Raw genomic sequence first — 14,741 nt, forward strand, 5'->3', positions numbered from 1 at the left:
GGCCCCCGGGTGGCGTCAGTCTTTCTGATCGCGCAGGACATTGCCAGAAGCGCCGTCGATTCGAGCTTCATAAACGATGCCGTCGGATTTTCGCCCTTTGACTTCCCAGTAGCCGTCATTGTCGGCTTCCGCCGCGTAGACCTCGATGTACCCGGCCTTGGTCTTCGCCACCTCGATGGCCTTTTCGATGGTGATCCAGCCCGCACCTGGCTTATCGGCCAGGGCGGCGCCGGCGCTGAGCAGCGCGGTGGTTGCACACAGGGCGACTAAGGTTTTCTTCAACATATTCGTACTCCATTGAGGGGATTACGGACACTTGTCCTGGGATTTTAGGTAGTACCCAATAAGAATAAGTTCCAATTGATGTGCAATCGCCATGATGGCGGTTCTCGCCATCGGCATTGGGAGGTTAGAATGTGGGAAATCAGGATGAGTTAATGAGCGAAAAGCCCCTTTCAGAAGCCGAATATGACGCTATTACCGACGCCGCAGCGCATTGGTGCATGCGCCTGCACGCCAGTGATTGCACGGCGGGCGAACGTCAGGCTTTTGTGCAATGGCACGACGCCCATCCGCTGCACGCCTTCGAATATACGGCCATGTTGGAAATCTGGGACGTGGCCGATCATCTGCCCCGCAACGAATCCGCCCCTGCCGTGGTGCCGTTCAAGCCGCGCAGCCGGTTGCGCACTTACGCGGTAGCCGCAGCGGTCTGCCTCGTGGCATTGCCGCTTGCCGCCCTTACTGGCTGGGAGGCGGGCTGGTTGCCTAGCTCCTATGAGCATTTCGAAGCGGCCGATGGCCTGACTAAGGTCACGCTCGGCGATGGCAGCCAAGTGGAGATGAACCTGGGCACCGAGTTGGTCTACAGCCAATACAAGAACCAGCGCCGGGTGACCTTGAAAAAGGGCGAAGCGTTTTTCAAGGTCAGCCATGATCGCGACCACCCATTTATCGTGCGGGCCGGTGAAGGCCAGGTACGGGTCACAGGTACCCAGTTCAACGTCTGGGAATATGAAGAGCAAGTGCGGGTGATATTGCTTGAGGGCTCGGTGCAGATTTCCAGCGACGGGGTGCACGCCAGTGTGCCGCTGAGCCCAGGTATGCAGGCCAGCTTTCGTCAAGGTGAAGCCACCCCACACGTCGCCGCCATCAAACCCGATGACACCGCGCTGGCATGGCGCCAGGGCAAGCTGGTGCTCGATAACCTGACGCTGACGGACGCTCTGCCGCTGATCAACCGCTACCTGAAAAAACCGGTCATGCTCGCAGACGCCAGTACCGGCGCGATTCGCATCGGCGGTATCTACAACATCAGCGAGGTCAGCAACCTCGTCCCCTCCCTGCCCAAGGTGCTGCCGGTCTACCTGACCCAGAACCAGGACGGCAGCCCCGTACTCAATTCCATCCCGCGCAAAGCGCCCAAGGGCTGAGTATTGCGGCAAGAGCGGGTGCGCTCGCGCCCGTTGTGTCCATTTTTGAAACACCTGCCTCGCCTGAATCGCCCGCCTCGTGGGGTTTCACCGTATTGTCATGGGTGGTGTTACATCGCTGAGACAGCGCGAAGACGAGGATGGGCATATCTCAAGCCCGGGGGACCGTTTCAACGATGAAACAGCATCGCCATCACTTTGCCTTGCTTTATCGCCAACCTATTGAATAAAAACAACAAACAAAAAGCGGCACGGCTTCTGCTCTTTCTCTGACAACGCTGTTTAGGGTCAGCGTGAAGAATAAGGAACGTCGCCGTGAACACACTCACACACGCATCTCTGAACGTACTGCTGGTCAGCTGCGCACTCAGTGCCGGCATCAGCATTGCGAGCTATGCGGGTGACGGCGTCATCGTGACGGGACGTAACGTTCAAGCACACATGTATGGGCGTGCCTCTTTCGGCCCTGACCCCTACCCCACCACCGCCAACGCCAATCCGAGCAAAGAGATCATCAACGCCATGTCGGGTGAACTCAGCGACGTGGACATTGGCGGCATCAGCAGCGGCTCCAGCCTCGCTCGCTCTATCCAGCCCAATGGCAGCTTGTCCGGCCTGGGCGCCACCCAAAACAGCATGTCGACACTGGGCACGGGCGCAGCGGCCAGCCACGGTGCGGGCAGCAGCATGGGCGGGCAAATCAGCGACTCGATCCAGCGCGGCATGGCGCCCTTGAACAACCTCGGCAACATGATGGGGGGCAAGTGATGAATCGCGCCCTGTTGCTGTTCGCCCTGCTGGGCAGCGCCTCGGCCATGGCCGACAACACCGCCGTGGTCAACAACAGCGGCCAGCAGTACGAAGGTGTGCTGTCGATCAATCAGGCGGCCGGCAACCAGCAACAAATGTCCAACAGCCGCGCCGTTGCGCTCGGTGGCCAAGCCACCAACGTCGACATCCAGAACCTCAATGGCAAGGTCGACCCGTCCCTGAACGCCAAGGCGGCGATCCAGGGCAGCTCTTTTACCAATGGCAACGGTGTACTGGGCATCAACCAGTCGGCCGGGGCCAATAACCAATCAGTCAATGCCGTGCGGATCAGCCTCAACCCTGGCCCGCAAAGCATCGATGACAGCGTCCTGTTGCAACAGAACACGACGACGCTGGCAACCGACTCAGGGCTCACCTCCACCACTGGCAGCCGCCAGGTCGTTACCAGCGACCAGGCCTTCACCGGCAGCCGAGGAGTGATTCAGGTGAACCAGAGTGCCGGGGTGGGGAACCGAGTGGCTAACACCCTGGGCATCACTATCAAGTAAACCCTTGGTAGACGTTAGTTAGACCGTACCAACACTTAACCAACTAATTAGAAGCAAGGAGAAACACCATGAAACCTCAAATGGCTCTGAAACCACTGGTTTTCGCTCTCGCTGCGCTCATGGCTGCTGCTGCTCAAGCGGGTGGTGGCTGGCACCCTACCCCTCAACCCACCGGTACTGTTGCTGCTGTCGTCACTGATGTACAAAAAAGCGAACACAACAAATTCGACGACACCAACACCGAAAACAACGCCTCGGCCGATAACTCGGTCAACAGCAACAGCGGTAACGTCGGGGTGAATGCGCAGTCGGGTTCCGGCAACCAGGCCGACAACGCTGGTGCCATCTCCAGTGCCAAAGGCGACTTTGCCACGGTGTTTGCGGTGATCGATGTGGATCAAGGCAGTGCGGGCAACAACTTCGTCAACAAAGGCACGCAAAATAACGCCTCCCTGGACGGCTCCATCACTGGGAACTCCGGCAACGTGGGTTACAACGGCCAGGCCGGGCAAGGCAACCAGGGTAAAAACAACCTCGCAATCACTACGGCCGATGGCAAGAACATCGCAGCGGCCTCCAACACCGAGCAAAATTCGCTCAACAACAGCTACCTCAACGCAGCCGCCAGCAGCCATGGTTATGGCGGCAAGCCTCAATACGTGTCCAACAACGCAAGCCTGGACAACTCGGTTAACCGCAACTCCGGCAACGTCGGCGTGAACCTGCAATCGGGTTCAGGCAACCAAGGCAGCAACAGCCTGGCGATCGGCCAAGGCTGCAGCGTCTGCTCACGCTTCTGATCCAACGGGGCCTTGGCAACAAGGCCCTTTTTTATTCCAGTGTCCAACAGGTCATTCGATCATGCGCCTCGCGACCCTCACCCTCTTGATGTTGCTCACCGGCACGACCTGGGCAGGCACCATGGCGATCTCCGCCATGCCCGGCGGTGCGGTGATCTTCAAGAAGGTCGAGAGTATTCGTGAGCGCCGGTTCGCCAACCTGGTGGAACAGAAAACCGATTTCAGCTGCGGTGCTGCGGCACTCGCCACTATCCTGCGCCAGGCCTATTGGCTGGATGTCGACGAAGAACACCTCATCAAAGGCATGCTGGTCACTGCCGATCAGGACCTGGTACGAACCCAGGGCTTTTCCATGCTGGACATGAAGCGCTACCTCGAAAGCATCGGCATGCGTGCCCGGGGCTACAAGATCGCGCCAGACACCCTGGTGACCGTGAAAATCCCCGTGGTGGTGCTGCTGGAGATCCGTGGCTACAAGCACTTCGTGGTGCTGCAGCGGGCCGACAAGGACTGGGTGTATATCGGCGACCCCGTGCTGGGCCACAAGCGCTACTCGCGTGACGATTTTGTCAAAGGTTGGAATGGCATTGTGTTCGCCGTACTGGGTGAAGGTTACGACAAGACCAACGTCTTGCTCGACCCGCCCATGCCGCTGACCGCCAAGAGCCAGATGAATGAGTTCAGGCCCGTAGGCGATGCCGAGCTGATGGATTTCGGTTTTATCCAGAGCGACTTCTTCTAGAAGCGCAATAAGGGGCAGGACGCCCCAGGAGCAGCAGATGAACACTTCCCGTTGGCTGACGGCATTGTGTCTGGCAGCCTCAATGCCCGTTTATGCCTCATCGGGGTTCAAGCCGATCGAACTCAAGGATTCGGAGATGGCCGAGCTGCGCGGCCGGTATGTAATGCCGGGACGTATCATCAGCTTCGGCATTGTCATGAGCAGCACCTGGACCAATGCGGTCGGTGACAGCATCACCGGCACGGCCAACATGCAGATCGACAAAACCACCATCACCCCGCAATTCTATGTGCAAACCACCGGCTCGACAGGCACCGGCACGCCGCCAAACACTGGCACCGGCAATGTAGTCGGTGGTGCCGGCCTCGGCAGCGGCCAGGGCGTGACTCAAAGCGTGCGCACGGCCGGCGATGGCAACACCGCCTACAACAACGTCGGCATCAACGTCGAGAATGGCGTTGCCCCCGCTAATAACGTTCAGTCCGGGCATGTGCTGATGGCTGGCGGCACCGTGACCGGCGACAGCGCGGCGGGCCGTGTGAGCGTATCGGCCAACAACGGCGGTGTGCAGATGGCGATCCAGGCTAACCACAACCAAGGCAATAGCCTGCAACAGATCGGCGGCGGCAACGTGCTGCAAGGTACGGTGCTGACCGGCAATACCAACCTTGTCAGAAATATCACTCAGATCAACGTTGTGATGAACAATAACGGCTTGGACAACGCCGCGTTGAACTGCAACTTGGATCAGCTCAAAGGCCTACGCACACTCGGTTATTGAACTACGCTGACCCTTCGACACTTTCGCATTAGAAAAGGACGGCTTATTTCATGCATCGATCGTTATCGCTACGTGCGGTGGTTTGTTTAAGTACGCTCTTGCCCGCATCCCTGCTGTATGCCGCGCCAGATGCCGATATCGAAACCCTGAAGAAGGAACTGCTGGAACTCAAGCAACGCTATGACGTGCAACAAAAAGCCTTGGCCGTGCTGGAGCAACGCGTGCGCCAGGTGGAAGATCAACCGGCAACGCCCGCGCCCAAACGCCTGGCCAAGTCCCCCGCCGACTTCAAGAACGGCGGCACCACCGTCGCAGGTACCGGCGCTGCGGCGGCATCCGGTGGCGCCGGCGGTGGCGGCAGTTCCTACGGCCAATCCCTCAAGGACGACTCCGCCCCTGCGCAAAGTGTGAGCAACCTGTACAACGAGGCCAGTGGCTTCTTCGGCAATGGCAAGTTCAGCGTTGAAACCGGCATCACCTATGCCCGTTATGACGCGCGCCAATTGACCCTTAATGGTTTCCTGGCGCTGGACTCAATCTTCCTCGGCAACATCAACCTGGACCGGATCAAGTCCGATAGCTGGACCCTGGACCTGACCGGACGCTACAACGTCGATAACCGCTGGCAGTTCGACCTGAACGTACCGGTGGTCTATCGCGACTCAACCTACCAGTCGGCCGGCGCCGGCAACGATGCCACCGCCACCTCGGAAGGCTCCGTGACCCGCGACCCGACCATTGGTGATGTCAACTTTGGTGTGGCCTACAAGTTCCTCGACGAAACGCCGACGTTACCCGATGCGGTGGTGTCTGTACGGGTCAAGGCACCTACGGGTAAAGAGCCCTTCGGTATCAAGCTGGTCAGGCAACCCAACAACGACAACCTGTACTTGCCGGAAAGCCTGCCCACGGGCAATGGGGTATGGTCGGTCACACCGGGCATTTCCCTGGTCAAGACCTTCGACCCGGCGGTGCTGTTTGGTTCGCTGTCTTATACCCACAACTTTGAAGACTCGTTTGATGACATCAGCAGTGATATCAATCAGAAGACCGCTGGTAAAGTGCGGCTGGGTGACAGCTTCCAGTTCGGTGTCGGCGTCGCGTTTGCCCTGAATGAGAAGATGAGCATGTCGTTCTCGGTTTCCGACCTGGTGCAACGCAAGAGCAAGCTCAAGCCAGAAGGCCGCGACTGGCAATCGGTGATCTCCAGCGATGCCAACGCGGGCTATTTCAACGTGGGCATGACGATTGCCGCATCGGATAACCTGACTATCGTGCCGAACCTGGCGATCGGCATGACCGATGATGCGCCGGACTTTACGTTCAGCCTGAAATTCCCGTATTACTTTTGATTGAAATGCGAACACTTGTAAGTGTGGGAGGGGGCTTGCCGCCGATGGCGGTGGGTCAGTCATAGGTGTGTTTACTGACACTCCCTCATCGGCGGCAAGCTCCCTCCCACTACCCGCCCTAGCGGATCTGGTGTTTGTGCAGCAACCGGTAGAACGTCGGCCGGGAAATCCCCAGCACACGGGCCGCGACACTCAGGTTGTCGCTGTGCCGGTTGAGCACATCGCATAGCGCCTCGCGCTCGGCGCGGTGCTTGTAGTCTTCCAGTGTAGCCATCGGCGGCGAGATTGCCGGTTGGCCTTGCAACCCCAGATCAACGGCTTCGATCTGGCGCCCCTCTGCCAACACCAGGCCACGGCGTACGCGGTTGGCCAGTTCACGCACATTGCCCGGCCACGGATGTTGCCCCATCGCCACCAGCGCCTCTTCACTGAAACTGCGCGGGCGGCGACCTGTTTCCTGGCTGTAGAAGCGTGAAAAGTGGTTGGCCAGCATTGCCACGTCGCCATGACGCTCGCGCAAGGGCGCAGTGACCACTTGCAGGACATTCAGGCGGTAATACAGGTCTTCGCGAAAGGCGCCCTTCTCCACTGCAGCTTCCAAGTCGACATGGGTCGCCGCCAACACCCGCACATCCACTGGTATCGGCTGGCTGCCGCCAACGCGTTCGATGTGCTTTTCCTGTAGGAAACGCAACAGGTTGGCTTGCAGTTCCATCGGTAAATCACCGATTTCATCCAGGAACAAAGTGCCGCCGTTCGCGGCTTCGATGCGCCCTACCTTGCGCTGATGAGCACCCGTGAACGCACCTTTTTCGTGGCCGAACAGTTCGGACTGGATCAGATGTTCAGGGATGGCGCCACAATTGATCGCAACAAACGGCTTGGCATGCCGTTGGGATTGGCGGTGCAACGTTTTGGCCACCAACTCTTTGCCGGTACCGCTGTCGCCACGGATTAATACGGGCGACTCCGTAGGCGCCAACTTGGCCAATAATTTGCGCAGTTCGCGGATGGGGCGACTGTCGCCCAACAATTCGTGGGGCTCATCCACCGGGGCGTGGCCCTTGCCACGCAGGCGCGCCATGCCAAACGCACGCCCGATGGTCACCTGGACCCGGGACACGTCGAACGGCAAGGTGTGGAAGTCGAAGAACCATTCGCAGACAAAATCACCGACGTTCTGCAGGCGCAGTACATCCTGGCTAAGGACGGCAATCCACTCGGTACCACTGCGGCCAATTAACTCTTTTACCGCTTCAGGGCGCCCCAGATGGTAGGGCTGCAAGCGCAGCAGGCCCACATCGCAGGAGCGATCACCCACCGCCTCCAATGCACAGCTGTCCACTTCCCAACCGGCGGTGCGTAAGCCGGGCAATAACCCATGACAGTCGTCACAGGGGTCGACCACCAGCAAGCGGCGTTGGACGGGTGTCACAAGCATGACTGTTCCTTGGCGCCAAGATTATTAAAGTTATTTAGAAACAACAGTTTGTGGTGCCTGAAGCTAACCCTAGCAAGATCTTGACGCCGGTCTTGTACTATTTCGCTATAAGTGCGGGCAAAAAGCCATGTAGCTGGACAAGTTGTCGGCCGTCGAAACTTTCATTCAGCTTTCAAAACAGCCGCTTACATGACGTTAATCAGGGAAAGTTAAAAATTCTTGCTCTAGCATGTGACCCGCACCCCACCATCGTGCATCAGTACAAGTAACCCACCGCACGGTCCGCCCAACCGCCGGTACTCACTTGAATGGGCATACAGAGAGAAGACCCAAATGAACGCTCCGCTGCGCATCAACGAAGCTCTTTTGATTGCAGACCGTGCTTTCCAGCCCTTCCAGTGCGTGGCCTGGCACGATGGCAATGGCGCCCTGAGCTTGAGTGTCATCGACCGTACCAATACCCGTATCGGTAGCAAACAGCTGTCATCGACGACCTATACCGATCCAGCTCAACTTGAAGACCTGTTGTTGCAGGCCCGCGCCGAACTCGACAAAGATGGCTATCAGTTGCAGCACTGGGCAATGCCGAAGTAATTCAATACAGCAACTTCCAGCCCGTGCGAAACACGGACTGGGAGTTGTGCGGTGAAACTTCCGGGTTTAACGTTCCGCGAGAATAAACCGCTCGAACGCCTGCGCAGCGCCGTCCTCGATATTACTGCCAGTAACCACACTGGCCTGGCGCTTGACGGTTTCTTCCGCCTGCCCCATCGCAATCGATAATCCCGCCACATGAAACATCGCCGGATCATTGCCGCCATCACCGATGGCGGCCGTCTGCTCCAGCGGCACACCAAGGTGCTCGGCCAGGGTTCTCAGGGCTTCGCCTTTGTTGGCCAGCATCGCGGTCACGTCCAGGTACACCGGCTGCGAACGCGACACCTGAGCCAACCCTTTAACCTTCGGCTGCAATTGCGCCTCCAGTTCCACCAACAACTGCGTGTTGTTACTGGCGGCGACGATCTTGTCGACGCGATCCAGGTAAGGCTCGAAACTCTCCACCACCACCGGTCCATAGCCCAAGCCATCGGCTTCGCGCTGCACCATAGGCCCCGGCGGATCACGGCGTAGCCAGTCGCCATCGGCAAACACCCAGACTTCCACGTCCGGCTCAGCCGAAAACAGCGCCAGGGTGACCAGTGCCGCCTCCGCAGGCAGATGGTGAGCAACCAGGATGCTGCCATCCGGGTTGACCAACGTACCGCCATTGAACCCGGCCACTGGCACATCGATGCCAAACGTCTCGATCAGATGCCGCATAGCCTTGGGCGGACGCCCGCTGGCCAGGCTGAAAAGCACCCCGGCCTCACGCATTGCACGAATCGCATCGGCGGTGCGCTGGCTGAGGCTGTGGTCGGGATGCAATAAGGTCCCGTCCACATCACTGAGGACAAATCGGATGGGATGTATCGTCGCGTCACTCATCCGAGGCTGTGCCAGGTGCGGCCATCACGGGCCAGCAGCGCGTCGGCCGCCGCCGGGCCATCTTCACCGGCCTTGTAGGCCTGGATACCGTCATCTTCCTTCCAGGCATCGAGGAACGGCTGCACGGCACGCCAGCCGTTCTCGATGTTGTCGGCACGCTGGAACAAGGTCTGGTCACCGGTCATGCAGTCGTAGATCAGGGTTTCGTACCCCGTCGACGGTTGCATCTCGAAGAAATCCTTGTAGTCAAAGCCCAACTCGATATTGGCCATCTCCAGGGTCGGCCCAGGCTTCTTGGCCAGCAGGTCGAACCACATGCCTTCGTTCGGCTGGATCTGGATTTTCAGGTAGGTTGGCTTGAGTTCATCGACCTCGGTATCGCGGAACTGCGCATAGGGCGCGTGCTTGAAGCAAATCACGATCTCAGTGTCGCGAATGCTCATGCGCTTGCCGGTACGCAGATAGAACGGCACACCGACCCAGCGCCAGTTATCGATCATCACCTTGAGGGCGACGAAGGTCTCAGTGCTGCTGTCGGGCGCGACGTTGGCTTCTTCGCGGTAGCCGGGCAGCGACTTGCCAGCGATTTCGCCCGCGGTGTACTGGCCGCGAACCGAATTGGCCCGGGCATCTTCCAGGGACCAGGGGCGGATCGCACCGACCACCTTGGCCTTCTCGCCGCGCACTGCGTCGGCGCCAAAGGCTGCCGGCGGCTCCATGGCGACCATCGCCAGCAACTGGAACAGGTGGTTGGGCACCATGTCCCGTAGTGTCCCGGTCTTCTCGAAGAAATTGCCCCGGGTTTCCACGCCGACCGTTTCAGCCGCGGTGATTTGCACATGGTCGATGTAGTGGTTGTTCCAGAACGCTTCGAACAGCACGTTGGAGAAACGGCTGATCAGGATGTTCTGCACCGTTTCCTTGCCCAGGTAATGGTCGATGCGATAGATCTGCTTCTCGCTCATCACCTTGAGCAGGCAGGCGTTCAGCGCCTCGGCGGTGGCCAGGTCGGAACCAAACGGCTTCTCGATGACCACGCGGCGAAAGCCCTCGTCCGTCTCATTCAGCAACCCGGCACTGCCCAGGCGCTGCACCACTTCACTGAAGAAGCGCGGTGCGGTCGCCAGGTAGAACACTGCGTTGCCGGTGCCGCTGTCGGCAATCTTCTGCGCGATATCGGCATAGGTGCTGTCGTCGAGGAAATCGCCCTCAACGTAGCTGATGCCCTTGGCCAATTGCGCCCACAGCGCAGGGTCGAGGGCATTTTCAGCGCTACCCCTGACCTTGTTGGCGGCCTCGGTACGAATGAAGTCCTCAAGCTTCTTGGCGAAGTCCGCGTCACTGATGGCGTTGTGATCAACGCCCACAATACGCAGGCCATCTCCCAGCAGGCCATCACGGCTCAGGTTGTACAGCGCCGGCATAAGCAGGCGCTTGACCAGGTCGCCATGGGCGCCAAACAGAAACAGGGTAGTCGGTGGTGCAGGTTCGGCCTTGGGTTTCTTGCCGGTAGCGGTCATTTTTTGGAAGTCTCCACATGGCCGCCAAAGCCGAAGCGCATGGCAGACAGCATTTTGTCACCGTAGGTGCTCTGCTGGCGGGAACGGAAACGCGCGAACAGCGAAGTCGACAACACCGGCACCGGCACCGCCTGCTCCATCGCCGCTTCAATGGTCCAGCGGCCTTCACCACTGTCGGCTACGGAGCCAGAGTAGCCGTCGAGTTTCGGGTCGGTGGCCAGGGCATCGGCGGTCAGGTCCAGCAGCCAGGACGACACCACGCTGCCACGGCGCCAGACTTCGGCGATATCGGCAACGTTGAGGTCAAAGCGCTGGTCTTCTGGCAGGTTTTCCGAGTTCTTGGTCTTGAGGATGTCAAAACCTTCGGCAAACGCCTGCATCATCCCGTACTCGATGCCGTTGTGGATCATCTTGACGAAGTGCCCCGAACCCGCAGGGCCGGCATGAATGTAGCCATGCTCGGCACGCGGGTCGGCAGAGGCCGAACGGTCCTTGGTGCGCGGAATGTTGCCCAGGCCCGGCGCCAGGCTCTTGAAGATCGGGTCCAGGCGCTGCACGGTCTCGACATCGCCACCGATCATCATGCAGTAGCCACGCTCCAGCCCCCAGACGCCACCCGAAGTGCCGACGTCGACGTAGTGCAGGCCCTTTTCCGCCAGGGCCTTGCCGCGACGCACGTCGTCCTTATAGTTGGTGTTGCCGCCGTCGATGATCACATCGCCGTCTTCCAGCAGTTCGCTGAGCGCATTGATGGTGTCTTCGGTAGGCGCGCCTGCCGGCAACATGACCCAGACGGCGCGGGGCTTTTGCAGGCCGGCCACCAGGGCTTTCAAGTCGGCGACGCCGGTAGCGCCCTCCTCGCTCAAGCCTTTGACGAAGGCTTCGTTACGGTCGTATACAACGGTGGTATGCCCATTGAGCATCAGGCGCCGCGCAATGTTACCGCCCATGCGGCCTAGTCCGATAATCCCCAGTTGCATGTGCTGATGCTCCTAACTACTAAAAAATGTGTGACATAGTTTATAGCGCAATGAGGCTAATGAGGGTTAGTCCAGAGCGGATCCGTGTAGTTTCATGACAAAAAAGTTGCCATCGTTTCACCATCAGCCCGCAAAAAGTCACACGACCACCAAAAATAAAAAAGTTCCCTTGCCCGCAAAAAGAATTCAAACTTGCTCCCGACTGGTGACGAGAACCGCGATTCAAGGGTTCCGATGCCGCGATCTACCGGCTATTTGCGAGGTAAGCAATGAGCACAACACAGATGACCCGCCCGCCACAGACCCTCTACGTCACCCTCCGTCGCGATGAACTGCGCCAGTTGAAAGACGAGCGCGATCAGTTGCAACAGGAAGTCCTGCGTCTGCGCTCATACCTTCAAGCCCGGCTTGACCAGCCCGCGGATAGCAAGCCAGCCCTCTGCTGAAACCGCGCCTGAGCGCCTGGTAAGGTAATACCTACAGAAAACTCACAAAGTTTTCACACTCCCCTCCTGATACTCCCGTTCCGCGATGCCGCTCACTTCCTGAGCGGCCCGATGTCGCGCGCCTGTGCGCGACAATCATTCTCTGATGGGGCGCTGGATGGCGATGTTCAAACGCAGCACGACGACTGCGAAAGGCTTTGATTGGGCCGGCCTTGGTTGGCTATTCCTGTTTTTCTGGTATTTCTCGGGTATCACCCAACTTCTTATCCAACTGACCGGCACGTCTGGCTTCAGTGGTTTCCGCCAAGCCTTCTTCATGAGTGCGCTGTGGCTGGCGCCCATGTTGCTGTTCCCGCGCCGTACGCGCTTGCTTGCCGCCTTGATCGGCGTGGTACTGTGGGCCTGCTCCATGGCGAGCCTGGGTTACTTCTTCATTTACCAGCAGGAATTCTCCCAGAGCGTCATCTTCATCATGTTCGAATCGAACATTTCTGAAGCCGGCGAATACGCGACCCAATATTTTGCCTGGTGGATCGTGCTGGCCTTCATTGCCCACACCGCCTTCGCCGTCTTCCTCTGGACGCGCCTGCGTCCGGTGTACCTGCCTCGCGGCCAGTCGATCGTCGCAGCAGTCGCTATTGTATTGGCGGTTGTGGGGTATCCGCTGGTCAAGCAGATCGCCACCAGTGAAACCATGGAATTGGCCATCGACCGTTTCGAAACCCGCATCGAACCCGCCGTACCTTGGCAGATGATCGTTGCCTACCGCCGCTACACCGAGCAACTCGACAATATGCAAGGCATGTTGACCAGTGCCAGCCAGATCCCGCCCTTGAAAAACCTCAAGGACAGCATGGCCGGCCAACCGTCCACGTTGGTACTGGTCATCGGCGAGTCCACCAACCGCCAGCGCATGAGCCTCTACGGCTACCCGCGCAACACCACGCCGGAACTGGATAAGCTGCGCGACCAATTGGCGGTATTCGATAACGTCATCACCCCGCGCCCCTACACCATTGAAGCGCTGCAACAGGTGCTGACCTTTGCTGACGAAGAAAACCCTGACCTGTACCTCAAGACGCCGTCGATTGTCAGCGTGATGAAACAGGCCGGCTACAAGACCTTCTGGATCACCAACCAGCAGACCATGACCAAGCGCAACACCATGCTCACGACCTTTTCCGAACAGGCCGACGAACAGGTGTACCTGAACAACAACCGCAACCAGAACGCTCGCCAATACGACGGCGATGTGCTGGCACCGTTTTCCAAGGCCCTGGCCGATACTGCCGAACGCAAGTTCATCGTGGTGCACCTGCTGGGCACCCACATGAGCTACCAGTACCGTTACCCGCCGACCTTCGACAAGTTCACCGACCGCCAGGGCGTTCCGGCGGGCGTCAGCGATGCGCAGTTGCCGACCTACAACAGCTATGACAACGCCGTGCTGTACAACGACTTCGTGGTCTCCAGCCTGATCAAGGACTACGCCAAGACCGACCCCAACGGCTTCCTGCTGTACCTCTCGGACCACGGCGAAGACGTGTTCGATTCGGTCGGCCACGACACCCTTGGCCGCAACGAAGGCAAGCCGACCGCGCCGATGTACACCATCCCGTTCATGGCCTACGCCTCACCCAAATGGCGCGAAAGCCACGACTGGAGCTTTGCCGGCGACCTGCAACGGCCTTACAGCAGCTCGCAACTTATCCACACCTGGGCTGACATGGCCGGCTTGAGCTTTGACGAGCTGGACCACAGCAAGAGCCTGGTCAGCGACAGCTTCAAGCCACGCCCGTTGTTGATCGGCAACCCTTACGAGACCAAGCAGAAGGCGCTGATCGACTTCAGCCTGATCAAGCCAAAGAAGGCCGATGGCAGCGAAGTGGTGCTCAAGTAATCCTGGGTTTTGTTACGGGAATATAGTTCGCCCAGCCCTCTCGTATTTGAACCATACCCTCCCTCACCGGGAGGGTATGCTCCAGCACCTTTGCACTGGGTGGAAGCTATAACCCTTTCCGGCAAAGTTAACAAAACCGTTAACTTTGCCGGCACTTTCAGTTAATTCCCACTTAATAAGATAGCGCCATAGTCGCTCCATGATTCTGATCAAGGAACGGCCAGACACCTATCACTCTTAATGGGAATACCGCAATGAAACTCTCGACGTTGATGCTTGCCAGCCTGATGACCCTGACCTCCGCCGCCGCCTTTGCAGAGGGCGGCTCAGAGCGATCGAAGGAGTTCTACAACAACTTCAGCTTCATTCAGAAGGAAACCCATGGCGCGGCTGAACAGCGAACTGCCTCTGCCGACGGAAAGACATTGAAGGTCGATACCGTCGATAAGGAACAACCAAACAGTTGATTTAATCTTTATTTAATCCGCACCACCCATTGCCATCCTGCTCCGTTGGCAAAGGTTTATTGGGCGCCATGTAAT

At 58.6% G+C, this 14,741-nt stretch carries 16 protein-coding genes; 11 read left to right on the forward strand and 5 right to left on the reverse strand.

Annotated features, from left to right (window positions below):
- Positions 1-15 precede the first annotated feature (15 nt).
- Positions 16-285, reverse strand: coding sequence for a PepSY domain-containing protein (locus JFT66_RS23590; protein WP_034119310.1), 270 nt, complete (start codon positions 283-285; stop codon positions 16-18).
- 152 nt (positions 286-437) lie between these two features.
- On the opposite strand from JFT66_RS23590, the gene JFT66_RS23595 reads away from it, so the two are divergent.
- The 7 genes from JFT66_RS23595 to JFT66_RS23625 all read left to right on the forward strand — a co-directional run bounded on the left by JFT66_RS23595 (position 438) and on the right by JFT66_RS23625 (position 6,427).
- Positions 438-1,433, forward strand: coding sequence for a FecR family protein (locus JFT66_RS23595; RefSeq protein WP_198860291.1), 996 nt, complete (start codon positions 438-440; stop codon positions 1,431-1,433).
- Positions 1,434-1,748: 315 nt separating this feature from the next.
- Complete coding sequence (locus tag JFT66_RS23600; protein WP_034119313.1) at positions 1,749-2,201, forward strand: hypothetical protein; 453 nt, start codon at positions 1,749-1,751, stop codon at positions 2,199-2,201.
- Positions 2,201-2,752, forward strand: coding sequence for a hypothetical protein (locus JFT66_RS23605; RefSeq protein WP_034119315.1), 552 nt, complete (start codon positions 2,201-2,203; stop codon positions 2,750-2,752). Before JFT66_RS23600 ends, JFT66_RS23605 begins: the two co-directional genes overlap by 1 nt.
- Before the next feature lie 68 nt (positions 2,753-2,820).
- Positions 2,821-3,552 carry a hypothetical protein gene (locus tag JFT66_RS23610; protein ID WP_034119316.1) on the forward strand — a complete coding sequence of 244 codons (732 nt, stop codon included), beginning with the start codon at positions 2,821-2,823 and terminating at the stop codon, positions 3,550-3,552.
- Between the two features lie 61 nt (positions 3,553-3,613).
- The gene (locus tag JFT66_RS23615) at positions 3,614-4,294 is read left to right on the forward strand and encodes a C39 family peptidase (protein WP_153872124.1); all 681 of its coding nucleotides are present in this window, start codon (positions 3,614-3,616) and stop codon (positions 4,292-4,294) included.
- 37 nt (positions 4,295-4,331) lie between these two features.
- Positions 4,332-5,075 (forward strand): hypothetical protein, encoded by a 744-nt coding sequence (locus tag JFT66_RS23620; RefSeq protein WP_198860292.1) that lies wholly within the window; start codon positions 4,332-4,334, stop codon positions 5,073-5,075.
- 50 nt (positions 5,076-5,125) lie between these two features.
- Positions 5,126-6,427 carry an autotransporter domain-containing protein gene (locus tag JFT66_RS23625; RefSeq protein ID WP_034119320.1) on the forward strand — a complete coding sequence of 434 codons (1,302 nt, stop codon included), beginning with the start codon at positions 5,126-5,128 and terminating at the stop codon, positions 6,425-6,427.
- Positions 6,428-6,545: 118 nt separating this feature from the next.
- On the opposite strand, the gene JFT66_RS23630 is transcribed toward JFT66_RS23625, so the two are convergent.
- A complete protein-coding gene (locus JFT66_RS23630; protein ID WP_198860293.1) occupies positions 6,546-7,868 on the reverse strand; it encodes a sigma-54 dependent transcriptional regulator in 1,323 nt (440 codons plus the stop codon).
- Positions 7,869-8,201: 333 nt separating this feature from the next.
- Between JFT66_RS23630 and JFT66_RS23635 the strand changes: the two genes are divergently transcribed.
- On the forward strand, positions 8,202-8,462 hold the full coding sequence (locus JFT66_RS23635; RefSeq protein ID WP_034119322.1) for a hypothetical protein: 261 nt from the start codon (positions 8,202-8,204) through the stop codon (positions 8,460-8,462).
- Positions 8,463-8,528: 66 nt separating this feature from the next.
- On the opposite strand, the gene JFT66_RS23640 is transcribed toward JFT66_RS23635, so the two are convergent.
- The 3 genes from JFT66_RS23640 to gnd are packed head-to-tail and all read right to left on the reverse strand — an operon-like array spanning position 8,529 to position 11,853.
- Positions 8,529-9,353 carry an HAD family hydrolase gene (locus JFT66_RS23640; RefSeq protein WP_153872127.1) on the reverse strand — a complete coding sequence of 275 codons (825 nt, stop codon included), beginning with the start codon at positions 9,351-9,353 and terminating at the stop codon, positions 8,529-8,531.
- Positions 9,350-10,873 carry a glucose-6-phosphate dehydrogenase gene (gene zwf, locus JFT66_RS23645; protein ID WP_153838279.1) on the reverse strand — a complete coding sequence of 508 codons (1,524 nt, stop codon included), beginning with the start codon at positions 10,871-10,873 and terminating at the stop codon, positions 9,350-9,352. The genes JFT66_RS23640 and zwf overlap by 4 nt, the downstream gene beginning before the upstream one ends.
- Entirely contained in the window at positions 10,870-11,853 is a 984-nt protein-coding gene (gene gnd / locus JFT66_RS23650) for a phosphogluconate dehydrogenase (NAD(+)-dependent, decarboxylating) (RefSeq protein WP_034119325.1), read from the reverse strand. Before gnd ends, zwf begins: the two co-directional genes overlap by 4 nt.
- 269 nt (positions 11,854-12,122) lie before the next feature.
- Between gnd and JFT66_RS23655 the strand changes: the two genes are divergently transcribed.
- The 3 genes from JFT66_RS23655 (at position 12,123) to JFT66_RS23665 (ending at position 14,666) form a co-directional block, all read left to right on the forward strand.
- Complete coding sequence (locus tag JFT66_RS23655) at positions 12,123-12,299, forward strand: DUF6026 family protein (protein WP_153838280.1); 177 nt, start codon at positions 12,123-12,125, stop codon at positions 12,297-12,299.
- A gap of 157 nt (positions 12,300-12,456) precedes the next feature.
- The gene (locus tag JFT66_RS23660; RefSeq protein WP_034119326.1) at positions 12,457-14,199 is read left to right on the forward strand and encodes a phosphoethanolamine transferase CptA; all 1,743 of its coding nucleotides are present in this window, start codon (positions 12,457-12,459) and stop codon (positions 14,197-14,199) included.
- Between the two features lie 254 nt (positions 14,200-14,453).
- Complete coding sequence (locus JFT66_RS23665) at positions 14,454-14,666, forward strand: hypothetical protein (protein ID WP_034119327.1); 213 nt, start codon at positions 14,454-14,456, stop codon at positions 14,664-14,666.
- Positions 14,667-14,741 lie beyond the last annotated feature (75 nt).

Origin of the sequence: Pseudomonas sp. MF6755 (genome assembly GCF_016405635.1) — a bacterium.
Taxonomy (GTDB): domain Bacteria; phylum Pseudomonadota; class Gammaproteobacteria; order Pseudomonadales; family Pseudomonadaceae; genus Aquipseudomonas; species Aquipseudomonas haemolytica.